Consider the following 24,645-nt stretch of genomic DNA (forward strand, 5'->3'; position numbering starts at 1 on the left):
TCTACTTACGTTGATCGTCAACCGTTACACCTTGCGGCGGGGTAAAGGTGAATTTAGAGGGTTCAATCGCACCGTTCTGCTGAGATTTCAGCTGATAGCTGCTGCGCTGATCGTCTTGTTCAACGGCGCTGAACTGGTGGATCGTCCCGTCACGCCCAACATTGATAGTAAACTGCTTAAGGTTACCGCTGCTGGTTTTTGGCGTCAGCACGAAATCATCGCCATTTTGCTTAATATTGTACTGCTGCCAGTCGCTGGCCTGGTTACGCGCAATCAGCATGAACGGCGTGTTGCCCGTGGCGTCTTTCAGCCATGTCGCAGTCGCCTGCTCAACAAACGGGTTAAAGAACCACAGCGTTTTACCATCGGAAACCAGGATGCTCTCGTCAGGCTGCGTCATATGCCAGTTAAACAGATTAGGACGTTTAACCCATAAGTCACCCTGACCTTCCTGCACCGCCGCACCGCTACCGTCCGTGACCTTCTGAGTAAAGCTGGCATGGAAGCTACTGACTTTATCCAGGCGGCTTTTCAGGTCGCTGGCAGCATCTGCCCAGACGCTGCTCACCACAAAGCTCGACAATAATGCACAGGTGATTGCGATTCTTTTCATCGTTATTCCTCAAAATACGTCACTCCCAACGGGGAGATCCCTCTGCTATCCATTTCAGGCCAAAAATCAGCATGAGGAAAGTAGAAAATACTGAATTACTTAACTTTGCAATCATTCGAAGGGCGGTGGAGCCAGCACTTCACGATTACCATTATGCCCTTGCTCGCTGACAATTCCCTGCGCTTCCATCTGTTCGATGATACGCGCCGCTCGGTTGTAACCGATACGGAACTGACGCTGGACGCCGGAGATTGAGGCTTTGCGTTTCTGGGTGACAAAGTTTACCGCCTGATCGAACAGCGGATCCAACTCTTCGCCACCATCAAAGCCGCCACCGCCGCCTTCGCTTTCGCTGTCAGACGTTATGCCGTCAACGTATTGTGGACGACCGCGCGCTTTCCAGTCCTGAACCACAGCGTGAACTTCTTCATCACGTACAAAGGCGCCGTGTACACGCACTGGGATCGTTGAGTTTGGTGCGGAATACAGCATGTCACCCATACCCAACAGCGATTCCGCTCCGCCCTGGTCAAGGATGGTACGCGAGTCAATTTTACTGGACACGGTAAAGGCGATACGCGTTGGGATGTTCGCTTTAATCAGACCAGTGATAACGTCAACCGACGGTCGCTGGGTCGCCAGCACCAGGTGGATCCCCGCCGCACGCGCTTTTTGCGCCAGACGAGCAATCAGTTCTTCCACCTTTTTACCCACGGTCATCATCAGGTCGGCGAATTCATCCACCAGCACAACGATATACGGCAGTTTTTCCAGCACCGGATGCTGAACATCCATACTGTCGCCCGGCTTCCAGTACGGGTCCGGAATCGGACGCCCCATACGGGCGGCTTCAGCAATTTTTTCGTTATAACCGGCAAGATTACGTACGCCAAGCGCCGACATCAGCTTGTAGCGACGTTCCATTTCATTGACGCTCCAGCGCAGGGCGTTGGCGGCATCTTTCATGTCGGTCACAACTTCAGTCAGCAAATGCGGAATGCCTTCATAAACCGACAGTTCCAGCATTTTCGGGTCAATCATGATAAAGCGAACGTCTTCCGGCTGCGCCTTGTACAACATGCTGAGGATCATGGCGTTCACCCCAACCGACTTACCGGAACCAGTTGTCCCTGCCACCAGCAGGTGCGGCATTTTCGCCAGATCGGCAACCACCGGTTCGCCCGCAATATCTTTACCCAGTACCACGGTCAGCGGAGATGAGTTATCACGGAATTTGGCGTTATCCAACACTTCGCGCAGATAAACGGTTTGACGTTTTTTGTTGGGTAACTCCAGCCCGACATACGGTTTGCCCGGAATTACCTCGACCACGCGTACCGCTGCGGTCGACAATGAACGCGCCAGATCTCGCGACAGGTTGGAAATACGCGCCGCTTTAACTCCAGGAGCAAGATTAAGCTCAAAGCGGGTAATAACCGGACCAGGTGAGTAGTTCACCACATCGGCTTTAATGCGGAAGTCCGCCAGACGAGCCTCCACCAGACGAGCCATTTGCTCCAGAGCGAAAGTATCTATCGGCTCAACCTCACTCGGCGGCGGCGTGAGCAGATCCAACGATGGCAGCGGCGTACTTGGACGGTGCGCCGGACGACTGTCGCCATTACGCATCAGGAGCGGATGGATCAGACTATCCTGCGGCGGCGCTGTAACAGGCTGCGCCGGTTGCTGATAATGCTGCTGCGGTGCGACTGGCTGCGCCGGTTGCTGGTAATGCTGTTGTGGTACGACAGGCTGCGCCGGTTGCTGGTAATGCTGTTGTGGTGCGACTGGTTGCGCCGGTTGCTGGTAATGCTGTTGTGGTGCGACTGGTTGCGCCGGTTGCTGGTAATGCTGTTGTGGTGCGACTGGTTGCGCCGGTTGCTGGTAATGCTGTTGTGGTGCGACAGGCTGCGCTGGCTGCTGATAATGCTGCTGCGGTGCGACAGGCTGCGCTGGCTGCTGGTAATGCTGCTGCGGTGCGACAGGCTGCTGGTACTGCGGCGCAGGCTCCGGCATTACGCTTGGAGTAAATAGCGGCTCATGCGGACCATCATCCACCAGCGTTTTCATTGGCGAAAATTCAAAGTCATCAAGCGAGAACGGATTCGCTCCGGCAGGCTGTTCACCGGAATAGCGCTGCTGCTGGGAAGAGGCAAACTGGCGAGCCAGTTCTGCTTCTGCGGCTGAATCATCATCAGTCTGACTGGCATCATCCTGATACTCGTCGCCATAGCGGTGCTGCTGAGACTGGGCGAACTGACGCGCCAGCTCATCTTGCTGCATGGCGTCAATTTCTTCGTCACTGTATGCATCTGTATCAAGATGCTCTTCGCGCGCTTTCTCTTCAGCCATACGTTGTGACGGCAGTTTTATGCCATACGACGCCAGCTCCCGACGAGTAGGTACGCGCACACGATTCGGACGCGGTAACTGCGGACCAATCCCCTCTTTCACCTGTGGACGCGGCGCACCGCTACCCGCAAGACTAAAGACAGGTGCTGCGGCAGCCGCACCCGCCCCTAAAGCGGCGTTTTTCACCCCAGCGGCCAGCGGCGCAGCGGCAGCAACTGACTCAACGGGCGGTATGGATGCTACCGTCGGCATAGACGGCTTAACACGTTCAGGCTCTTGAGCAGGCTCTGGAATCGGCTGATACCAGGCGGCCAGTTGCTCGCGCTCACGTGCACGTTTCTCTTCAACTTCTTCAAAATAGTAGAGTGGCGGACGAGTCGGTTTAACCTCTTCAACCACCGGCTCAGGTTCCACTACAGGCGGTTGTTCAACCGCAGGCTGCTGGAACGCGGCGTTTTGTTGAAAGGTTGATTCCGGCTGATAAACAGGCTGCTGCACGGGCTCCGGCTGATATGCAGGTTCCGGCTGCCAGTTGTGCTCCGCGGTAAATCCCTGCGGCTGCGGACTCTCCTCCACAACCGGCTGCTGCCATGGTTCAAACTGCTGCTGCACCGGTGGCTGCGCGTAGTGGGCTGGCTGAGGATACCCCTCAGGCGCTGGCGCAATCACCGCATCACCGGTTTGCGGACCAGGCACGGCTTGCCAGGCTACGGCTGGGGCCGGTTGTTCCATAACGGTATTGGTCACTGGCGATGTTTGCAGCAGCGGATCAACCGGTGCGCTCCAGGCCTGAGCTGCCGTTGTCGCTGCAGCTGCGGCGGCAACTGGCTCTGTCACCGAATGACCATTCAGCAGTGGGTCAAGTTCGTCATATTCAGGCAGCGTCGCACGATTACCGGAGAACAGCACATCGTTAGGATCGGCAACAACGCCACGAGCGCTGTATTCAATTTCGTCTTCATCATCCATGCGTTTGCCGGAAAATAGCGCGGCATCAGTATGACGGCCAAGCGGGTTGGTAAATTTCTCCGCCAGACGCTTACGGCGTGCTAACGCACCGCGCAGAATACGCGCCCGACGCGATTCATCAGGTTTGCCATCAGCGGTGTCGAAAGACTCATCTTCATCTTCATATTCTTCGTCATCGACCCAGGTATCGTCGCGACGGGTACGGTTGCTGGCAAACGTCAGGATATTGAGTAACCAGCCGCCCAGTTTTTCCGCAATGCTCACCCATGACCAGCCGGTAAACAACGTTAATCCCGCAGCCCAAATGCACAATAGCGTCAGCGTACCGCCGCTACTGTGCAGTAATGGTTGCAACGTGGTGCTGAGCAGGCTGCCGATCACGCCGCCAGAGGCGAAATACCAGATGTCATCGGCATTGATTGCGGCAAGCCCGCAAGAGGTAAGGATCAGCGCCAGAACGCCAATAATACGCAGCGAAACGGCAAAATAATCGACGTATTCGTCGCTGGCCTGGTGTCGCCATGCAAACCAGCAGCCGCCGACAATGATGACGGGAATGGTGTAGGCCATGACGCCAAAAATAAAGAACAGTGTGTCTGCCAGCCATGCTCCGGGTATTCCCCCCAGATTATGGATAGGTTCGTGCCACGCGGTTTGCGACCAACTGGGATCCGAAGGGTTAAAGCTGAGTAAGGCAGCCATCAACCAGACGGCAAAAAGGGCAATAAGGATCAGTAGCGCTTCCAGGAGTCGGCGCCCGCTGCTTAACTTCGTCAATGTGACGTCTTTGTCTTCAGTGTATTCCTGGCTCAAAAACGGCTCTCCAGGTTTCAGGCTTTTCCTGCCCGATGCTAAAACGGACAACAGCACCGGGTTGCCCCGGCACTGTTGCTGTATGGATTAACAGGAGTGTAATCAAACTGCGTCGATTTTGCACCTGTTCCGTGTTAGCGCGTCTTAATTACCAGACGATTGCTCTGTTTGACTTCTTCCATTACGACATAAGTACGTGTGTCATTCACGCCAGGCAGACGCAGCAGGGTTTCCCCCAACAGCTTACGGTACGCCGACATATCCGGTACGCGTGTTTTCAACAAATAGTCGAAATCACCGGAAACCAAATGACACTCTTGAATTTCTTCAAGTTTTTGTACTGCAGAGTTAAATTGCTCAAACACATCCGGGGCGCCACGATTCAGAGTAATCTCAACAAAAACCAGAAGTGATGCATCCAGATAATGCGGGTTTAACAGCGCTGTATAGCCCTGAATAAAACCCTGTCTTTCCAACCGACGCACACGCTCAAGGCAGGGCGTTGGTGAAAGTCCCACACGTTTAGAAAGCTCGACGTTAGAAATACGCCCATCCTTTTGCAGCTCATTAAGAATGTTACGATCGATACGGTCGAGATCTTTGCCAGGGCGCTTCTTACTATCTACCATTATTATTGTCTCTCTGTATTCCTTCCCTACTCCTGCCTGACTCTACCAACATCACTGTTCAGAGTCGCTACCCATCAAAATAAACCGCAACCCAGAGGGATTTTCGGTTTGTAATGCCTGGGCTTATGGTGAGAAGACCGTTGCCTGTCGGCGGCTATCGACATCACGAATGGCATCTGTCCACACCATGCGTAGATTTCGCTAACACGGTAAACATGGTAACTACATGCATGATTATGCAGCACATACATGACACATTTTTTTTCTTCCTTGACTGTTTTCGCAAAACAGCAGGTGATTGTCAAAGTAAAACATCGATTTTTAGTACAACATGCCAGTTATTCATTCGCAGTGATGGAAAATCGTCATTTTATCACCTTATAACTGACCGATTTTTAGTAGAAATCGTTATAGTATTACGACTTATTCCCCCGCTCATCGGTTTCTGCTATTACACAAATTGTTAACAAAATCGCCATACTCTTTTTTTACGCCTGTAAATTCCCTACAATCCTGCTCATTGCCTGCCAACAACTATGGGGATCTCATGGGCGCAACCAAACACAGTAAACTTCTTATTCTGGGCTCAGGCCCTGCGGGATATACCGCTGCGGTCTACGCTGCACGCGCTAACCTGCAACCGGTACTGATTACCGGTATGGAAAAAGGTGGTCAACTGACCACAACAACAGAAGTGGAAAACTGGCCTGGCGATCCGCACGATCTCACTGGCCCGCTGCTGATGGAGCGTATGCACGAACATGCGACCAAATTTGATACAGAAATCATTTTTGATCACATCAGCAAAGTTGATCTGCAAAACCGCCCTTTCCGTCTGACCGGCGATAGCGGAGAGTACACCTGTGACGCACTGATCATCGCTACCGGCGCTTCAGCACGTTACCTGGGCTTGCCTTCAGAAGAAGCATTCAAAGGCCGCGGCGTTTCCGCCTGCGCGACATGCGACGGTTTCTTCTACCGTAACCAAAAAGTTGCGGTGATTGGCGGTGGCAACACTGCGGTTGAAGAAGCACTGTATCTGGCGAATATCGCATCTGAAGTGCATTTGATTCACCGTCGCGACAGTTTCCGCGCTGAGAAAATTCTCATCAAGCGTTTGATGGATAAAGTTGAAAACGGCAACATCATGCTGCACACCCACCGCACGCTGGAAGAAGTAACCGGTGATCAAATGGGCGTAACCGGGCTGCGCCTGCGCGATACGCAAAACACTGACAATGTGGAGTCACTTGACGTTGCCGGATTGTTTGTCGCTATCGGTCACAGCCCGAATACTGCCATTTTCGACGGTCAGCTTGAACTGGAAAACGGCTACATCAAAGTTCAGTCCGGTATTCACGGTAATGCCACACAAACCAGCATTCCGGGGGTCTTCGCAGCCGGTGACGTGATGGATCATATTTATCGCCAGGCGATCACCTCTGCGGGCACAGGCTGTATGGCCGCGCTTGATGCAGAACGTTATCTCGACGGTCTGGCGGACGCTTGCAAATAAGTTTTACAAATCAGTAACAAAAGTAAAAAAGGCGACTATAAGTCGCCTTTATTTTTGCCTCGTTGTAACATTGCCCTGCCCAAAAATTCCAATAACTCACCTGCTAAGCGTGCAATGAATAAAACCCGTCAAAAAGAGCTGACCCGCTGGTTAAAACAGCAAAGTGTAATTTCCCAACGATGGCTGAACATTTCACGCCTGTTGGGGTTCGTGAGTGGTCTGTTAATCGTCGCTCAGGCCTGGCTCATGGCCCGCATTCTGGACCATATGATCATGGCCAATATTCCCCGAGAGGCGCTGCTGCTTCCGTTCATCGTGCTGGTATTGATTTTCATCCTGCGGGCATGGGTCGTCTGGTTACGCGAACGGGTCGGGTTTCACGCAGGGCAACATATTCGCTTTGAAATTCGCCGCCAGGTGCTTGACCGTCTGCAACAGGCTGGTCCGGCCTGGATACAGGGCAAACCGGCCGGAAGCTGGGCCACGCTGATCCTGGAACAGATTGACGATATGCATGATTACTATGCACGTTATCTGCCGCAAATGGCGCTGGCCGTATGCGTCCCATTATTGATTGTGGCGGCGGTATTCCCGTCAAACTGGGTAGCCGCCCTTATTCTGCTCGGAACAGCCCCGCTGATCCCGTTATTTATGGCAATGGTCGGTATGGGCGCTGCCGATGCTAACCGCCGCAATTTTCAGGCTCTTGCCCGCCTCAGCGGTCATTTCCTCGATCGTCTGCGGGGCATGGAAACGCTAAGAATATTTGGTCGCGGTGAAGCCGAAACGGAAAGCATCCGCGCTGCGTCGCAAGATTTCCGCCAGCGCACCATGGAAGTCCTGCGCCTGGCGTTCCTGTCATCCGGTGTCCTTGAGTTCTTTACCTCTCTGTCTATTGCGCTGGTGGCGGTTTACTTCGGTTTTTCCTACCTCGGAGAGCTAGATTTCGGCCACTACGGGACAGGCGTCACGCTGGCAGCAGGCTTCCTCGCGCTCATTCTGGCGCCGGAGTTTTTCCAGCCCCTGCGCGATCTGGGCACGTTTTATCACGCCAAAGCGCAAGCCGTTGGTGCAGCTGATAGTCTGAAAACCTTCATGGAAACCCCGCTGGCTCATCCAGAGCGTGGCGACATTGAGCTGGCGACGAAAGACGCCGTTTCAATTGAGGCACACGATCTGATTATCACTTCGCCGGAAGGTAAAGTGCTGGCCGGCCCGCTCAACTTTACCCTGGCAGCCGGTCAACGCGCGGTGCTGGTTGGACGCAGCGGTTCCGGTAAAAGTTCGCTGCTTAATGTCCTGTCCGGTTTCCTCTCTTATCGGGGATCGCTGCGAATTAACGGCTTTGAACTTCGCGACCTGTCACCTGCTTCCTGGCGTAAACAGCTGTCATGGGTCGGGCAAAATCCGCAGCTTCCTGCCGCCACGTTACGCGAAAACGTTCTGCTGGCTCGCCCCGATGCCAGCGAAGAACAGCTACAAGCCGCACTCGACAGCGCCTGGGTCAGCGAGTTTTTACCGCTGCTGCCGCAGGGCGTGGATACGCCAGTCGGCGATCAGGCGGCCCGACTTTCCGTCGGGCAAGCGCAGCGCGTTGCCGTTGCTCGCGCCTTACTCAATCCCTGTCAGTTACTGCTGCTGGATGAACCCGCCGCCAGTCTTGATGCGCACAGCGAACAACGCGTGATGCAGGCGTTAAACGCGGCATCTCGCCGCCAGACCACGCTGATGGTGACGCACCAGTTGGAAGATCTTGCCGACTGGGACGCTATCTGGGTGATGCAGGACGGACAGATCGTTGAACAAGGTACCTGGACCGAACTTAGCTCAGCCAACGGGGCTTTTGCGACATTACTGGCTCATCGTCAGGAGGACATCTAAATGCGCGCTTTGCTACCTTATCTGACGCTGTATAAACGTCACAAATGGATGTTAACGCTGGGGATCGTTCTGGCGATCGTCACGCTGCTGGCAAGTATTGGCTTACTGACGCTTTCAGGTTGGTTCCTGTCGGCTTCTGCGGTGGTTGGCGTCACCGGGATTTACAGCTTTAACTATATGCTCCCTGCCGCAGGCGTACGCGGCGCAGCGATCACCCGCACCGCGGGGCGTTATTTCGAACGACTGGTCAGCCATGACGCAACATTCCGTGTGCTGCAGCATTTGCGTATTTATACCTTCAGCAAACTACTGCCGCTCTCTCCTGCGGGCCTGTCCCGTTATGGACAGGGTGAATTACTTAACCGCGTGGTGGCTGATGTAGACACGCTCGATCATCTGTACTTGCGCGTGATCTCCCCGCTGGTGGGGGCTTTTGTCGTCATCATGGTGGTCACGCTGGGTCTAAGCGTTCTCGATTTCACGCTGGCTATCACCCTCGGCGGTATTATGCTGCTGACCTTATTTATTCTGCCCCCACTCTTTTATCAGGCAGGCAAAAGCACCGGACAAAGTCTGACGCATCTGCGTGGGCAATATCGTCAGCAGTTAACCTCCTGGCTACAGGGCCAGGCTGAATTGACCATTTTTGGCGCCAGTGAACGCTACCGCGCTCAAATGGAAGCCACCGAGTTGCAATGGCACGAAGCCCAGAGACGCCAGTCTGAATTAACGGCGTTGTCGCAGGCGGTCATGCTGTTAGTCGGCGCGCTGGCAGTGATTATGATGCTATGGATGGCCTCAGGCGGCGTGGGCGGTAACACCCAGCCAGGCGCACTGATCGCGCTGTTTGTCTTCTGTGCACTAGCCGCGTTCGAAGCGTTAGCGCCTGTCACCGGCGCGTTTCAGCATCTCGGCCAGGTTATTGCCTCTGCGCTGCGCATCACCGAACTGACCGAACAGCAGCCAGAAGTGACCTTCCCGGATGCGGGTTCCTCGGTTTCAGAGCAGGTAACCCTTACGCTACGCGATGTGTCATTCAGCTATGCAGGACAGGCGCAAAAGGCGCTCGATACACTTTCCCTGCAGGCCAACCCCGGTGAACACATTGCGATTCTCGGTCGCACCGGCTGTGGTAAATCAACGTTATTGCAATTACTAACCCGCGCATGGGATCCGCAGAGTGGCGAGATCCTGATTAACGAACAGCCGATTGCGACCCTTAGTGAAGCCACGCTGCGCCAGAGTATCAGCGTCGTGCCACAGCGCGTGCATCTGTTCAGCGCTACGCTTCGCGATAACCTGTTGCTGGCGGCACCGCACGCCGGCGATGACGCCTTAACCGCGATGTTGTGCCGCGTCGGTCTGGACAAACTGATTGAGGATGATGGACTCAACGCCTGGCTTGGCGAAGGCGGTCGTCAGCTTTCTGGCGGCGAGCTCCGTCGTCTGGCTATCGCCCGCGCCTTATTGCACGATGCTCCGCTGATGCTGCTGGATGAACCCACCGAAGGGTTGGATGCCACAACGGAAAGTCAAATGCTTGAATTAATTAGCGATGTCATGCGCAATAAAACCGTATTAATGGTTACACATCGTCTGCGTGGGCTGTCACGTTTTGATCAAATAATAGTAATGGACAACGGACAAATTATTGAGCAAGGTAATCACGCAGATCTGTTAGCCAGGCAGGGGCGTTATTACCAGTTTAAGCAACGTCTGTAAGCTATTATTGAACGATCAAACTCGCGTAGTGGAGTTTCGCTGTCATGCGCCTGGTGCAACTGTCCCGCCATTCCATAGCCTTCCCGTCACCGGAAGGCGCTTTACGCGAGCCTAACGGTTTATTGGCGCTTGGCGGCGATCTCAGCCCTGCCCGCCTGCTGATGGCCTATCAGCGCGGTATTTTCCCATGGTTTTCACCTGGCGACCCCATCCTTTGGTGGTCGCCCGATCCGCGCGCCATTCTTTGGCCCGAGAAATTTCACCTCAGCCGCAGCATGAAACGCTTTCATAAAAATTCGCCTTATCGCGTGACGCTCAATTACGCGTTTGGTCAGGTGATTGAAGGCTGCGCGAATGACCGGGAAGAAGGCACCTGGATAACGCATGATGTGGTGGATGCTTACCATCGCCTGCACGAACTGGGGCATGCCCACTCAATTGAGGTGTGGCGACAAAATGAATTAGTGGGCGGTATGTATGGCGTGGGGCAAGGTACGCTGTTTTGTGGCGAATCGATGTTCAGCCGTCAGGAAAATGCGTCCAAAACCGCACTGCTTGTTTTTTGCGCTGAATTTATCCGTCAGGGCGGAAAATTAATCGACTGCCAGGTATTAAATAGCCACACAGCCTCGCTGGGCGCCGTCGAAACACCGCGTCGGGAGTACCTTGAGCACCTGAGCAGACTGCGCCAGCAGCGGCTACCGAGCCATTTCTGGATTCCCAGGACGTTATTTTCACCTCAGGAGTGAATGTTTTCGGCACATTTTTTGTCGGGGTGTTATAATTGTCGCGCAGAGTTGGTTTAGCCCATTACCCCGCCGCCGTTAAGGAACAGTTCGCGTCAGGCAACGCCTATCGTTTATCTCCTCGTTCCCTTACACGTTGCGCTTTAAGTGCGGCTTTGCCGTGTGTGGATAGAGTAATGCGCCAAACCCGATTTGCTGTGTTTTAAACGCACAAATCTTTACTTATTAAAAGAACTTCGGCATTATCTTGCCGGTTCAAATTACGGTAGTGATACCCCAGAGGATTAGATGGCCAAAGAAGACAATATTGAAATGCAGGGTACCGTTCTCGATACGTTACCTAATACCATGTTCCGCGTAGAGTTAGAAAACGGTCACGTGGTTACTGCACACATCTCCGGTAAAATGCGTAAAAACTATATCCGCATCCTGACGGGCGACAAAGTGACTGTTGAGCTGACCCCGTACGACCTGAGCAAAGGCCGCATTGTCTTCCGTAGTCGCTGATTGTTTTTAACGCCCGAATGGCGTCCAGATAATAAAAGGTCGGTTTAACCGGCCTTTTTTGTGGACTGAGGCCTGGTATTTAATCCTCAATCATCCGCGCATATTCTTCCGTTAAGAAATCCACTAATGCGCGCACTGACGGTAATAATCCCCTGCGTGATGGAAAGACTGCGTGAATAATTTCTCGCTTAGGTTCCCAACCGTCGAGCAACGCCACCAACTCACCCGCTGCTAATTGATCTTTTACCATCAACTGTGGAAGTTGAACAACACCTACGCCGGCGACTGCGGCTTCGCGTAACGCCAGCATATCGGTGGTGATCATACGCGGCGTGAAATGCACCTCCGCCCGCGCGCCCTGCGGGCCGAATAACTCCCAACGATGCACATGTTTACCAGAGGCCAGACTCAAACCTGGCCAACGGGTCAGCTCTGCCGGAGAGTGTAGCGCCCCCATCTGCTCAATTAACTGCGGGCTGGCATACAAGCGATGTCCTCTGTCCGCCAGGACGCGCATCACCAGGTCGCTATCCTCAAATGGCCGAGGTCTGACGCGAATCGCCACATCCAGACCTTCTCCAACGACGTCAACACGACGGTTAGTGGCCTCCAGTTGTACTGATACGTCAGGATAACGTGCCATAAAACGGGCAAGCATTGGCCCGATATGCACATGCAGCAACGTGACAGGACAAGTCAGCTTCACAACGCCACGCGGTTCAACCTGTAACGCGGCAATGGCATCCTGCGCCGCCTGCGCCTCCACCAGCATCGCCTTACAGTGTTCGTAAAAGGTTTGCCCGACTTCAGTCACGTTAAATTGCCGGGTGGTTCGCTGAATCAGTCGTACCCCCAGTCTCTCTTCGAGTTGCGCTATTCGTCGGCTCAGTTTTGATTTTGGTTCATCAAGCGCCCGACCCGCCGCCGCGAATCCCCCTTCCTCTACAACATGCACAAACCATGCAAAATCATTGAGATCCGGCCTTGTCATTTCATTGTCCTATTTTTGAGACAGTGAGGGCTATTTTAGCTACTACTCAGCTCGCTGTCATGAATATAAGCTTATTCACATCAAAACAACGCCACTGAGGAGACACATATGAAACAAGTAACAGGCGTCTACACCGCACCTCGCCCACACTGGGTTGGCGATGGATTTCCGGTTCGCTCGATGTTCTCTTACCAGTCTCATGCTGAGCAATTAAGCCCGTTCCTGCTGCTTGATTACGCGGGTCCGCATACGTTCACGCCGGGTAACGAAAAACGCGGCGTAGGTGAACACCCTCACCGCGGTTTTGAGACGGTGACTATCGTTTACAGCGGCGAAGTTGAACACCGTGATTCAACCGGTCGCGGCGGCATTATCGGCCCTGGCGATGTGCAGTGGATGACCGCTGGTGCAGGAATATTACACGACGAGTTCCACTCCCCGGAATTTACCCGTCAGGGCGGTGAACTGGAAATGGTGCAACTGTGGGTCAATCTGCCGGCAAAAGACAAAATGGCCGTACCGGGTTATCAGGGCATCAGCAGCGATGTTATTCCCACCGTCGCCTTGCCCGATGATGCAGGCAGCGTTCGCGTGATCGCGGGCAGCTATCAGGATACGAAAGGCCCGGCACACACCTTTTCACCGCTGAACGTCTGGGATATGCGCCTGCAACGTAATCATCCGCTGACGTTGTCCCAGTCTGAAGGGTGGAGCACCGCTCTGGTGGTATTAAAAGGGAATATCACCGTAAACGGCACCACGCCTGCCAGCGAAGCACAACTGGTAGTGCTAAGCCAGCAGGGGAAAACGCTACACATTGAAGCCACCAGCGACGCCAGCGTGCTGCTGCTGTCTGGCGAACCGTTGAACGAGCCGATTGTAGGTTACGGTCCGTTTGTGATGAATACGAAACAAGAAATCGCTGAAGCCGTCCGCGATTTTAACTCCGGCCGCTTTGGCCAAATCTGAATCGAAGGAGAAGAATATGTCCAGTCCTGCAAACTTTAATGGTTCACGTCCGGTCATCGATGTGAATGATTCCGTCATGCTGCTTATCGATCATCAGAGTGGGCTGTTCCAGACCGTCGGCGATATGCCCATGCCGGAACTGCGTGCGCGTGCCGCCGCGCTGGCTAAAATCGCAACCCTGGCGAAGATGCCGGTAATTACCACGGCATCGGTACCGCAGGGGCCTAACGGCCCGTTGATCCCAGAGATCCATGCCAATGCGCCACATGCCCAATACGTAGCACGTAAAGGCGAAATCAACGCCTGGGATAACGAAGACTTCGTGAAAGCGGTCAAAGCTACGGGTCGTAAGACGCTGATTATCGCCGGTACGATCACCAGCGTGTGCATGGCTTTCCCGGCCATCAGCGCGGTTGCTGAGGGCTACAAGGTCTTCGCAGTGATCGATGCTTCCGGTACTTACAGCAAAATGGCGCAGGAAATCACCCTGGCACGTGTTGTTCAGGCTGGCGTGATACCGATGGATACCGCCGCCGTCGCTTCTGAAATTCAGGGGACATGGAACCGTGAAGATGCCGCTGAATGGGCGGAAGTGTATACCAAAATCTTCCCGGCTTATCAGTTGCTGATCGAGAGCTATAGCAAGGCCCAGGAAGTCGTGACCAACGGCGAAAAACTGGACTCGCAGCGCTAATCATATTCTCCGCGCCTGTCCGGGCGGAGGAATATGTACATTGCGTAACCAAACGAGAGTTAACACGTAAATTCTGCTTGACCGTTTTAGCGCAACTCCCTATAGTAGCGCCCCGTTGCCCCCCAAGCGGTCAGGCAGCAATACAATATGGTGAGGTGTCCGAGTGGCTGAAGGAGCACGCCTGGAAAGTGTGTATACGGCAACGTATCGGGGGTTCGAATCCCCCCCTCACCGCCATATTCGAGAAAGAGCTCGTACGCAAGTACGGGCTTTTTTTTCGCATGTTGCATTTGCCGGATGCAGCGCATGCGCCTTATCCGGCCTACATTTCAACATCTCTGCGTAGCCTGATAAGCGTAGCGCCATCAGGCATGTCGGTTATTGTCGGCTGAGCAGTGTTAACACTTCGTAATGCGCGGTATGTGGGAACATATCAAAAAGTTGGACGCGTTCAATGCGATATCCAGGCAACTCGTGGATATCCTTCGCCATGGTTTGTGCATTACAGCTGGAGTAAACGATAAAACGCGGTGCCATGCGGGAGAGAAAATCGCACAGCGGCTTCCCAATCCCCCGACGAGGCGGATTCACCAGCACCAGGTCCGGCACTTCTCCCTGCGCGGTAGCAAACTGGGTTGAATCCAGCGCCTGAAAATGCAGATTCTGCAACCCAAGCTCCTGCGCCGACTGTTTCGCACAGGTAATGGCCTCTGGCGCAATTTCAATACCCGTCAGTTTCATCTGCGGCGTGGCGCAGTGCAAACCAAAACCCCCGACGCCGCAAAACAGATCCCACATGTGATTAACCGGAAGCTGTCGCACCCAGTCGCGCGCCGTGGCATATAAATACCCAGCCACCACGGGGTTGGTCTGGAAGAAGCTCTGTGGGCGTATCCACAATGGCACATCGTTAAAGCGTTCAGCCAGCGCCTGTTGTTCCGTCAGGTAGATTTCGCTCTCCCCTTCCATAATCGCCATATGCACAGGTTGAATATTGGCGGTGATCACTTTTAACTGCGGAAGCTGGGCCTGTAACCATGGCAGCGCCGTACGCAGTTGTGCCAGTTTCGCATCGGAGCGCAGAACAAAACGCAGCATCATACCGCCATCAAACCGGCTTTCCGTTAACAGCAGATATTTCAGCTCCCCGCGTTTGCGCGCCACGTTATAGGGCGTCAACCCCGCACGGGCGATAAACGGTTTTAGTGCGGCAAACACCGGCGCAAAAGACTCAGGATAGAGCGGACACTCGCACAAATCCTCCGGCGTACCGTCACGATGCAACATCCCCAGCAGCGGTTTTTCCACGCTGCCGCTGACCACCATTTTGGCTTTATTACGAAAAGCGCTCTCCGGGCCGCTGACCGGCGCGCACCATTCTCCGACCGGATAAGCGGCCAGCAGATTCTGCAGATCGGCTGTTTTGGCGAAGAGTTGATCGGCGACAGGCTGCGTTATCCACTGACAAGAGCGGCAGCGTTCGGCGTCATAAAGTGCGCACTGCATACAAAAACCTAAAAATTAACAGGGGGCGAAGATTATACACGTTATTGCAAGCGGAAGAACCACCTGCTGGACGCAGGAACAAACAGCAGTAGCAACACCAGCATATCCGGTAATTTTTGCATTACCAGCGTATGCAGGATTTCACGTCTGGACTCTCCCGCAATACTGAACAGTTCCGGATATCCATAGCCCAATGAGGCCGCCCACAGATAGACGCTGGCGATAATCTGGGTCAGTAGATAGACCCAGCGTGCCCAGTTCCGACCTTTAACCAGCGAAAATGCGCAGTAAATTTCGATAAACAGCAGCACCAGGCTACCCAGAAATACCAGCGTCAAATTCCAGGTCTGGACGCTGCGATGAATAAACTCGCTGGTTCCGCGAAACCCGAGCGTATTAAAAATCATCAACAGATCGAGACAGCGGATCATGATAATAGCCAGCGCCGCCACCTGCACTAAAGTAGGGACGTTTAAACGGGCATGTGATGTGGATGATTTCTTAAAAAATCCCAACGCGTCGTCTTCCATGAAAACGGCGCAGCCACCGCAGCTGCGCCGTATAGACAGGTTGGCAGATTTTAGTTTTTTCAGCCGCGTCTTGCACGTTGGATATCGCGAATCCGTTGTTTTTCTGTTCGCGCCATCAGATACCACGCGATAAATCCGATAATTCCTACCACGCCAAGTATCAACGTCGCCAGCGCGTTGATCTCCGGATTGACCCCCATACGTACGCTGGAGAACACCAGCATGGGTAACGTTGTGGCGCCAGGACCAGAGACAAAACTGGCAATGACCAGGTCATCAAGCGACAGCGTAAAGGCCAGTAACCACCCTGAGATCACCGCCGGCATAATCATCGGCAGCGTGATGACGAAAAAAACCTTCAGCGGCGTGGCACCAAGATCCATCGCCGCTTCCTCAATGGAGTGATCCAGTTCGCGTAAACGCGAGGAAATCACTACCGCCACGTACGCTGTACAGAATGTGACGTGCGCCAGCCAGATGGTCAACATACCGCGATCCGCTGGCCAGCCGATGGCGTGCGCCAAAGCCACAAATAGCAGCAGCAGCGACAAACCGGTAATGACATCCGGCATCACCAGCGGTGCGGTGATCATAAAGGCGAAACCATTTGATCCACGAAAACGACCAAAGCGCACCATCACCACGGCGGCGATGGTACCGAGAATTGCCGCCATCGTCGCAGCACAGGCGGCAATCGTTAAGCTCATGCCCACGGCGCTTATCATCGCGCTATCGTGGAAAAGCTCACCATACCAACGCGTTGACCACCCCGCCCAGACCGTCACCAGCTTGGAGCTGTTAAACGAATAGATAACCAACATCAGCATCGGCGCGTACAGGAAGGTAAAACCCAGTACCAGGATAAAAATACGCCACGGCGAGCGAACGACCGGTAAGTTATTCATCCGTGTTCCCCCACGCTTTTTTGCTGATATTTATGAAACCACATGATCGGCACAATCAGTAACAGCAGCATAATAATGGCGACGGCAGAAGCCACCGGCCAGTCACGGTTATTGAAAAACTCCTGCCAAAGCACACGCCCAATCATGATGCTGTCCGGGCCGCCCAGCAGTTCCGGGATCACAAACTCCCCAACCGCCGGGATAAACACCAGCATTGACCCGGCGATAATCCCGCCCTTGGTCAACGGCACGATCACGCTAAAGAAGGTTTTCAACGGTCGGGCGCCTAAATCCAGTGCCGCTTCCACCAGCGAGTAATCAATACGCGTCAGCGCGGTATAAATCGGCAGCACCATAAAGGGCAAATAGGCGTAAACAATACCGATATAGACCGCCAGATTGGTGTGCAGAATCGTCAACGGTTGGTCGATAACGCCCAGCCACATCAGAACGTTGTTCAGGACACCGTTATTTTTCAGGATCCCCATCCAGGCGTATACGCGAATCAAAAATGACGTCCAGGACGGCAGGATCACCAGCAGCAACAGAATATTGCGTGTCGAGGGTTTGCTGTGCGCGACCGCCCATGCCAGCGGATATCCCAACAGCAGGCAACAGACAGTCGAAATCCCCGCTACCTGCAAAGATTGCAGGTACGCATCAAAATAGAGCGGATCGTCCGTCAGTTGCAGGAAATTGCCTAAATTGAGGGTGATGGATAACTGATCGTCAGCCCATGAAATGAGGTCGGTATACGGCGGAATAGCCCGCGCCATTTCAGCCAAACTGATTTTGAAGACGATCAGAAATGGCAGCAGAAACAGGAGCATCAGCCACACATACGGCAGCGCGATGACCAGCTTGCGCCCGTGCTTCATTTGCAGTCGCGACATAAACAGCGTGAAACGCCCCACGTTATCCACGCGCGCCGGAGGTTCAAGTGTACTCATCTTCGCTCCTTAAACCGTCAACACCACACAGCTGTCCGCATCCCAACATAAACGGACTTCGTCACCCCAGGTTGGTAATCCCTTGCGATAACGATGTTCATTTTGTAGCTGAGCGCTCAGCATCTGGCCACTTTTCAAGCGTACGTGGTACACCGACAAATCACCCAGATAGGCAATGTGCACCACTTCGCCTACCGCGAAGTTATATCCCTCTGGCGGAGGGGCTTCGCAGAGCATGATTTTTTCCGGGCGCAGCGCAACATACACCGGGACGTTATCGACAACGGAAGCGTCTGCATCCACTTTCAGCGGATGTACCAGTCCTGGAGACTCAATAACCAGACCATCTTCCTGACGTTCTTTCAGCAGCCCCTCAAAGACGTTAACCGAACCGATAAATTCTGCACTGTAACGCGTAGTCGGATGCTCGTAGATCTCTTCAGGCTCGCCGATCTGGACAAATTTTCCACGGTTCATGATCGCAATGCGGCCCGCCATCGTCATGGCTTCTTCCTGATCGTGCGTCACCATCACGCAGGTCACGCCGACACGTTCAAGGATATCCACCACTTCCAGTTGCATGCGGTCACGGAGCTTTTTATCCAGCGCCCCCATCGGCTCATCCAGCAGCAGCAGCTTCGGGCGTTTCGCCAGGCTACGCGCCAACGCCACGCGCTGACGCTGACCGCCAGAAAGCTGATGCGGCTTACGTTTGGCGAACTCCTGCATATGCACGAGTCCCAGCATCTCACTCACCCGGCTGGCGATTTCAGCCTTTGGCAGCTTGTCCTGCTTGAGGCCAAAGGCAATGTTCTGCTCTACCGTCATGTGCGGAAACAGTGCATAGGACTGAAACATCATATTAATCGGACGCAGATAAGGCGGGACATGCGCTAAATCGACGCCATCAAGCATAATTTGCCCGGTTGTTGGCTGTTCAAATCCCGCCAGCATCCGCAATAGGGTCGATTTACCGCAGCCGGACGCCCCGAGCAGAGCAAATATTTCACCTTTGTAGATAGTAAGATTGACGTCATCAACGGCGTGCTGACCGTCAAAGGACTTGGTCAGGTTGCGAATTTCAAGCAGCGGGGTCAGCGCCTTGCGGATTTTCGCGTGTGGGCGTGGGGTTGCATCATTCAATTAGGCGCTCTCCGGCATAAAACAAAGAAACGGTGCAAATAACGCACCACGGTGGTGCGTATTGCCGGGTTATATGTGTCCGGGATCAACACTGCCCGGCAGGCGTAAATCCTGCCGGGTCACGTCCCGTACATCGGGTTATTTCCCGCTTTTTACCTTCGTCCAGGCGCGAGTACGTACACGGTCGATCTTCGGATCCTGTACTTTCAGCGTGAACAGCTTGGCGCGGACATCGGCAGGCGGGTAAATGCCCGGGTTGTCGCGAACGTCCTGGCTGACCAGTGCTGTCGCTTCTTTGTTGGCATTGGCATAGAACACGTGGTCAGAAATATGCGCAATTACATCAGGGCGCAGCAGGTAGTTGAGGAACTGGTAGGCTTCGTCTTTGTTTTTCGCATCGGCTGGCATCGCGAACACATCAAAGAAGGCCATCGCACCTTCCTTAGGAATTGAGAAGGAAATATTGACGCCATTTTTCGCTTCTTTCGCCCGGTTTGCCGCCTGCCATACATCCCCGGCCCAGCCAATCGCCACGCAGGTATCACCGTTTGCCAGGTCGTTAATGTACTGCGAGGAGTGGAAGTAGCGAATGTTCGGGCGCAGTTTCAACAGCAGATCGGTTGCCGGTCCGGTGTAATCATCCGCTTTGGTACTGTTTGGATCTTTACCCAAATAATTCAGCACGGTGGCAAACACTTCTTCGGGCGCGTCGAGGAAAGAGACGCCGCAGCTTTTGAGTTTTTCCAGATTTTCTGGCTTGAGGATCAGATCCCAGCTATTAACCGGCGCATCTGGCCCCAGTACCGCTTTCACTTTATCCACGTTATAGCCAATACCGGTTGTTGCCCACATATACGGCATCGCAAACTTGTTGTCCGGATCGTGTTTACCCACCAGCTTCAGCAGCTCAGGATCGAGGTTTTTCCAGCCAGGCAATTTGCTCTTATCCAGCGGCTGGAAGACGCCCGCGGTCAGTTGACGCTCAAGGAAACTGGCGGATGGAACGACAAGGTCAAAGCCGGTACTGCCAGCCATGAGCTTACCTTCCAGCACTTCATTGGAATCAAATACGTCATAGATAACTTTAATTCCGGTCTCTTTTTCAAAATTAGCCACCGTATCCGGGGCAATATAATCAGACCAGTTATAAATATGCAGCGTTTTTTGTTCAGCAGCGAGCGTGCCAGCAGAGATGGCCATCAGAGCACCCGCAACCAGGCCTGGTAACCATCGTTTATTTAAGGCGGTCATAATCTCTTTCCTTCTGAAAGTTCGTTAACAAACGAACAAAAATGTCACACTCTAATGATATGCAAGAAACGTGCATATTCTTTCAAGCGGCACCCATGAAAAGAGAGGCCTCTCCTCACGCCGCTATTGCGCGCTGTTATCCGCCCATGCATTCAATATGCATTGTGGCCACAGGTCAGGCCACAAGGGGCTGTTTGAATGATGACGTTGATAAGCTTCGCAAGAATAACTTTAGCCAGGATTTGTGGATATAGCCCAGATTAAAAAACGTCTTTTATCAATTTTTTATGCATGAATTGTCTATGACATACAGTGGAAGGCGCTGAATGGAGGTGAATAATTCTTTAATGAACGGTTAAATGCAGAATAAAAACAGGCAATACGCAACCGCTTTGGCAGCGGCTGCGCAATATATGTCCAGATTCAGGAAGAATTAATGGAGGAAATGAACTTCGGCGTTGCTGTTTTGCGCATCTTCTTCAGCGTTAAATAACAGCTGATGCGCACCGGCCTCGAGGATCACCATCGATATTTGCTCTTCACTCTGGCGAACAAAATATTCGAACTGCTCAAACGTCACGCCCGGGATAACGGATAAAGACTGGCAGACCACCAGCTTTGGCAGATTATCATCCTGCATATCCAGAAAGGCTTTCACCGTCAGTGAACTGGCGTTAATCGCAGACAGATCGGCGGCCAGCGGCAGTAGTGCAGAAGGTCTGACTTCTGCCATCGCGGAAAACAGAATGACGTTATCGACCAAATCAACTTTTGCATCAAAGATGCCGTCAAAATTCTGCATGTGCGGCAAATGCAGCGCCTGACAGGTATCGCATTCAAAAAAACTCATGCCCAGGTCGTCGAGCCATTGACGCAACGTATCCAGAGTGGGAACGACCAGTGATGTCATAATAATGTGCGACCTCTATTGATGAAAAAAATACCGGCACAGCTTACGCAAAAAGAGCGTGTCATACTACGATCGCAATCGATATTGTGCTTAGCCGCCGATTTTAAGGCAAAATTCAGGCGTAGCGTGACGCTCAATCCACTGGATCATCTTGCCGGCAATGTCTATTCCGGTGGTTTTCTCCACCCCCTCCAGGCCAGGAGAAGCGTTGACCTCCATGACCAGCGGCCCACGTTCAGCACGCAGAATATCAACGCCAGCAACGTCCAGACCCATTGTCTGAGCGGCTTTGAGCGCAATTTCCCTTTCGCGCGGCGTGATATTCGCAATAGTGGCAACCCCACCGCGATGGAGGTTAGAACGAAAATCACCTTCTTTGGCCCGGCGCTCAATGGCGGCCACCACCTCGTCACCCACCACGAAACAGCGAATATCTCGCCCTTTCGCTTCTTTGATATATTCCTGAACCAGAATATGGGCATTCAACCCACGAAAGGCATCCACCACGCTTTCTGCGGCCTGGCGCGTTTCCGCCAGTACCACGCCGATCCCCTGCGTACCTTCAACCAGTTTCACCACCAGCGGCGCGCCGCCAACCATGTCAATCATGTCGCTGGTATCGTCCGGAGAGTGAGCAATCCCGGTGATGGGTAAATCGATTCCCTGACGCGCCAGCAGCTGCAGCGAACGCAGCTTATCGCGCGCACGCGTAATTGCTACCGACTCATTCAGCGGATAGCTACCCAGCATCTCAAACTGGCGCAACGCCGCGGTACCGTAAAAGGTAATCGCTGAACCAATCCTTGGGATCACTGCATCGAAATGAGGAAGCTGGCGGCCCTTGTAATGAATAGAGGACGCCGCCGGGCTGATGTTCATATAGCAAGAAAGGGGATCGATAATTTCAACCAGGTGACCACGCTGCATCGCCGCTTCACGCAGGCGCTTACAAGAATAGAGCGTTCCGTCCCGGGACAAAATGGCAATTTTCACCCTGCACCTCTCTGAATGACCTGGTAAAAGCTGGCGTATCATACACTGCGTTAAAATCTTTAGCGCGTAGCCCATCCCTGTTTATGCAAATATTCCAGGATAAAGGGACGACTTTCTTTAATGATGGTGCGGCGAATATGGTCGCTCCAGGTGTCACGGCGCGTATTGCTCCCGCGGGTCAGATAGTACTGCGCGAGCTGCTCATCATATTGCGATAAAACGTCTTTGTTGAGTGGCTGATACTGATTTTCGTGCACCACAAGCGACGCTGGCAGTCGCGGCTTGATATCCGGGTTATCAGCAGGCCAGCCGAGGCATAGCCCAAACAACGGCAGAACATGTTGCGGAAGCTTCAGAAGTTCAGTGACCGGCTCAATGTTATTTCGCAGACCGCCAATAAACACGCCGCCAAGTCCCAAAGACTCTGCCGCCGTCAGCGCATTTTGCGCCATCATCGCGGTATCAACGACGCCCAGTAGCAATTGTTCCGCCAGCCCGAGTTGCGCGTCAGGGCAAATCTGCAAATGGCGATTAAAGTCAGCGCAAAACACCCAGAACTCGGCAGCCTGCGCCACATGTTTTTGTCCGCCGGATAAAGTAGCCAGTGATTCACGCAGGGCGTTATCCGTTATGCGAACAATGGTTGTGCATTGTAAAAAACTGGAGCTTGAGGTCCCCTGAGCGGCGGCAATAATCGCCTCCCGCTGCGCATCTGAAATGGCATCATCGGTGAAATGGCGAATGGAACGGTGGCTACGAAGTAAATCAATGGTTGGCGTCATCTCTTTTTTCTCTGTCTGAACGTGAAGAATCACCGGGGGTTCGTGACATCAGCTGCGGCGCAACCAGTTGAGCAATACGCCACGTTAATACCACCGCGGCGGGAAGCATCAGCAGCACACCCAGAAATATCATCACCACGCAGGCTAACGGACTGCCAAGCGGTGCGGGTAAAGTGAGGTAATCGTTAAGCGATAGCAGCGCCAGCGATAACAAAACCATCCCGATTATTTCCAGCATCAATACGCTTTTGGGTAATGCACCAATTGTGCGCATAAGCGGCCTCCCGGCGAAATGGCTTCCATTATAAAACGTTCCGGCTTGTCGTGTTTAACAGTTATAGCTTGAGGGTATCAAAGCAACAGGCTGAACCTGCTTTTCATCCGTCACAAATCGCGGCATCATAACAAGTATTGCCATCCGGCCTGATAAGTTCGAGGAGAGAGAGATGTTTGCCGTTATTTTTGGTCGTCCAGGGTGCCCGTATTGCGTGCGCGCAAAAGAATTAGCAGAAAAATTAAGCAATGAGCATGACGATTTTAACTTCCGCTACATTGATATCCATGCCGAAGGTATTACGAAAGCCGATCTGGAAAAGACGGTAGGTAAGCCAGTTGAAACCGTTCCGCAGATTTTTGTTGATCAAAAACACATCGGCGGCTGCACGGATTTTGAAGCGTGGGCAAAAGAGAACATGAATCTGTTCGCCTGATCGCCGTTTCTACGCCCTCCGCTGGAGGGCGTCTTCAGTTCTTTTTCCGTCGATGATGCTGATTGAACAAGTTGCTGATAAACAAAAAACACAATGCGCCAAGCGCGCACCAAAACACCGCACTAAACAACCATGCCAGCTCTTGCCACAACGAACGCGTCGGCATAAAAACGAACCGCATCAGTAACAGACAGCACGGCGCCGCCAACATGGCACCAAGAAGGGGTTTGAGCACCTCCCGACGATGGGAGAAAAAGCTTGCTGCAGCACCAGGCAGGATAAAAAACAACAATCCGACCTCAGGATGCCCTGCCGCTCTGAATGCCCCTTTCACGTTCAGCGTTAATGAAAGACACACCACAATAAAGAGCACAAAGCAGCAGACCGCACCCGCCCAACTTTGCTTATGTTTCAATTGTTCCTCCTGACACATTCTCTATCGAACACTCTTTTCGCCCGCAGGCGTCCAGTCAGATAAAGTAACCAGGCATTCCATGCCAAAAACACACTCACACGATTCTTATAGCCGTTGATACGTAATGAGATTAAACTAACCGCATATA

Annotated in this window: 23 protein-coding genes, 1 tRNA gene and 1 pseudogene; 10 read left to right on the forward strand and 15 right to left on the reverse strand. The window is 53.2% G+C overall.

What is annotated here, in order from left to right:
- Window position 1: 1 nt before the first annotated feature.
- From lolA to lrp, 3 genes are all read right to left on the reverse strand, one after another.
- A complete protein-coding gene (lolA, locus tag HV229_RS16510) occupies window positions 2-613 on the reverse strand; it encodes an outer membrane lipoprotein chaperone LolA (RefSeq protein WP_003831898.1) in 612 nt (203 codons plus the stop codon).
- A gap of 111 nt (window positions 614-724) precedes the next feature.
- Complete coding sequence (gene ftsK, locus HV229_RS16515; RefSeq protein WP_181545928.1) at window positions 725-4,747, reverse strand: DNA translocase FtsK; 4,023 nt, start codon at window positions 4,745-4,747, stop codon at window positions 725-727.
- 134 nt (window positions 4,748-4,881) lie between these two features.
- Window positions 4,882-5,376 carry a leucine-responsive transcriptional regulator Lrp gene (gene lrp / locus HV229_RS16520; RefSeq protein WP_002439523.1) on the reverse strand — a complete coding sequence of 165 codons (495 nt, stop codon included), beginning with the start codon at window positions 5,374-5,376 and terminating at the stop codon, window positions 4,882-4,884.
- 547 nt (window positions 5,377-5,923) lie between these two features.
- On the opposite strand from lrp, the gene trxB reads away from it, so the two are divergent.
- The 6 genes and pseudogenes from trxB (at window position 5,924) to infA (ending at window position 11,748) form a co-directional block, all read left to right on the forward strand.
- Window positions 5,924-6,892: a thioredoxin-disulfide reductase gene (trxB, locus tag HV229_RS16525; RefSeq protein WP_181545930.1), complete on the forward strand. Its 969-nt coding sequence runs from the start codon at window positions 5,924-5,926 to the stop codon at window positions 6,890-6,892.
- A gap of 114 nt (window positions 6,893-7,006) precedes the next feature.
- The gene (gene cydD / locus HV229_RS16530; RefSeq protein ID WP_181545932.1) at window positions 7,007-8,773 is read left to right on the forward strand and encodes a cysteine/glutathione ABC transporter permease/ATP-binding protein CydD; all 1,767 of its coding nucleotides are present in this window, start codon (window positions 7,007-7,009) and stop codon (window positions 8,771-8,773) included.
- Window positions 8,774-10,495, forward strand: coding sequence for a cysteine/glutathione ABC transporter ATP-binding protein/permease CydC (cydC, locus tag HV229_RS16535; RefSeq protein WP_181545934.1), 1,722 nt, complete (start codon window positions 8,774-8,776; stop codon window positions 10,493-10,495).
- Window positions 10,496-10,539: 44 nt separating this feature from the next.
- Window positions 10,540-11,244 carry a leucyl/phenylalanyl-tRNA--protein transferase gene (gene aat, locus HV229_RS16540; protein WP_181545936.1) on the forward strand — a complete coding sequence of 235 codons (705 nt, stop codon included), beginning with the start codon at window positions 10,540-10,542 and terminating at the stop codon, window positions 11,242-11,244.
- Window positions 11,245-11,602, forward strand: a pseudogene (locus HV229_RS16545) (hypothetical protein).
- Window positions 11,530-11,748 (forward strand): translation initiation factor IF-1, encoded by a 219-nt coding sequence (infA, locus tag HV229_RS16550; protein WP_002211347.1) that lies wholly within the window; start codon window positions 11,530-11,532, stop codon window positions 11,746-11,748. Before HV229_RS16545 ends, infA begins: the two are co-directional and overlap by 73 nt.
- A 79-nt stretch (window positions 11,749-11,827) precedes the next feature.
- Here infA and HV229_RS16555 read toward each other — a convergent pair whose 3' ends face one another.
- Window positions 11,828-12,739, reverse strand: coding sequence for a LysR family transcriptional regulator (locus HV229_RS16555; protein WP_016152423.1), 912 nt, complete (start codon window positions 12,737-12,739; stop codon window positions 11,828-11,830).
- A 108-nt stretch (window positions 12,740-12,847) separates the two neighbouring features.
- On the opposite strand from HV229_RS16555, the gene HV229_RS16560 reads away from it, so the two are divergent.
- The 3 genes from HV229_RS16560 to HV229_RS16570 all read left to right on the forward strand — a co-directional run bounded on the left by HV229_RS16560 (window position 12,848) and on the right by HV229_RS16570 (window position 14,639).
- Entirely contained in the window at window positions 12,848-13,708 is an 861-nt protein-coding gene (locus HV229_RS16560; protein WP_181545938.1) for a pirin family protein, read from the forward strand.
- Between the two features lie 16 nt (window positions 13,709-13,724).
- The gene (locus HV229_RS16565) at window positions 13,725-14,402 is read left to right on the forward strand and encodes an isochorismatase family protein (RefSeq protein ID WP_016156101.1); all 678 of its coding nucleotides are present in this window, start codon (window positions 13,725-13,727) and stop codon (window positions 14,400-14,402) included.
- Window positions 14,403-14,551: 149 nt separating this feature from the next.
- A tRNA-Ser gene (locus HV229_RS16570) sits at window positions 14,552-14,639 on the forward strand.
- A 141-nt stretch (window positions 14,640-14,780) separates the two neighbouring features.
- On the opposite strand, the gene rlmC is transcribed toward HV229_RS16570, so the two are convergent.
- The 10 genes from rlmC to HV229_RS16620 all read right to left on the reverse strand — a co-directional run bounded on the left by rlmC (window position 14,781) and on the right by HV229_RS16620 (window position 23,646).
- Window positions 14,781-15,908 carry a 23S rRNA (uracil(747)-C(5))-methyltransferase RlmC gene (gene rlmC, locus HV229_RS16575; protein ID WP_104651572.1) on the reverse strand — a complete coding sequence of 376 codons (1,128 nt, stop codon included), beginning with the start codon at window positions 15,906-15,908 and terminating at the stop codon, window positions 14,781-14,783.
- A 41-nt stretch (window positions 15,909-15,949) separates the two neighbouring features.
- A complete protein-coding gene (locus tag HV229_RS16580; RefSeq protein ID WP_181545940.1) occupies window positions 15,950-16,438 on the reverse strand; it encodes a YbjO family protein in 489 nt (162 codons plus the stop codon).
- A gap of 59 nt (window positions 16,439-16,497) precedes the next feature.
- Window positions 16,498-17,343, reverse strand: coding sequence for a putrescine ABC transporter permease PotI (gene potI, locus HV229_RS16585; protein ID WP_016152417.1), 846 nt, complete (start codon window positions 17,341-17,343; stop codon window positions 16,498-16,500).
- The gene (gene potH, locus HV229_RS16590) at window positions 17,340-18,293 is read right to left on the reverse strand and encodes a putrescine ABC transporter permease PotH (protein WP_016152416.1); all 954 of its coding nucleotides are present in this window, start codon (window positions 18,291-18,293) and stop codon (window positions 17,340-17,342) included. The genes potI and potH overlap by 4 nt, the downstream gene beginning before the upstream one ends.
- Window positions 18,294-18,302: 9 nt before the next feature.
- Complete coding sequence (potG, locus tag HV229_RS16595; protein WP_181545942.1) at window positions 18,303-19,436, reverse strand: putrescine ABC transporter ATP-binding subunit PotG; 1,134 nt, start codon at window positions 19,434-19,436, stop codon at window positions 18,303-18,305.
- Window positions 19,437-19,574: 138 nt separating this feature from the next.
- Entirely contained in the window at window positions 19,575-20,687 is a 1,113-nt protein-coding gene (gene potF, locus HV229_RS16600; protein WP_016152414.1) for a spermidine/putrescine ABC transporter substrate-binding protein PotF, read from the reverse strand.
- Between the two features lie 433 nt (window positions 20,688-21,120).
- Window positions 21,121-21,597 carry a YbjN domain-containing protein gene (locus HV229_RS16605; protein ID WP_016152413.1) on the reverse strand — a complete coding sequence of 159 codons (477 nt, stop codon included), beginning with the start codon at window positions 21,595-21,597 and terminating at the stop codon, window positions 21,121-21,123.
- Between the two features lie 90 nt (window positions 21,598-21,687).
- On the reverse strand, window positions 21,688-22,590 hold the full coding sequence (gene rimK, locus HV229_RS16610) for a 30S ribosomal protein S6--L-glutamate ligase (protein ID WP_016152412.1): 903 nt from the start codon (window positions 22,588-22,590) through the stop codon (window positions 21,688-21,690).
- Window positions 22,591-22,649: 59 nt separating this feature from the next.
- The gene (gene nfsA / locus HV229_RS16615; protein ID WP_016156098.1) at window positions 22,650-23,372 is read right to left on the reverse strand and encodes a nitroreductase NfsA; all 723 of its coding nucleotides are present in this window, start codon (window positions 23,370-23,372) and stop codon (window positions 22,650-22,652) included.
- Complete coding sequence (locus HV229_RS16620) at window positions 23,356-23,646, reverse strand: YbjC family protein (protein ID WP_016152409.1); 291 nt, start codon at window positions 23,644-23,646, stop codon at window positions 23,356-23,358. Before HV229_RS16620 ends, nfsA begins: the two co-directional genes overlap by 17 nt.
- A 172-nt stretch (window positions 23,647-23,818) precedes the next feature.
- Here HV229_RS16620 and HV229_RS16625 point away from each other — a divergent pair, with 172 nt between their 5' ends.
- Window positions 23,819-24,082, forward strand: a complete 264-nt coding sequence (locus tag HV229_RS16625; RefSeq protein ID WP_016152408.1) for a GrxA family glutaredoxin — start codon at window positions 23,819-23,821, stop codon at window positions 24,080-24,082.
- A gap of 34 nt (window positions 24,083-24,116) precedes the next feature.
- On the opposite strand, the gene HV229_RS16630 is transcribed toward HV229_RS16625, so the two are convergent.
- Window positions 24,117-24,497: an inner membrane protein YbjM gene (locus tag HV229_RS16630; protein WP_016152407.1), complete on the reverse strand. Its 381-nt coding sequence runs from the start codon at window positions 24,495-24,497 to the stop codon at window positions 24,117-24,119.
- Window positions 24,498-24,645 lie beyond the last annotated feature (148 nt).

The organism is Citrobacter sp. RHBSTW-00524 (genome assembly GCF_013747755.1).
Classification (GTDB): Bacteria; Pseudomonadota; Gammaproteobacteria; order Enterobacterales; family Enterobacteriaceae; genus Citrobacter; species Citrobacter braakii.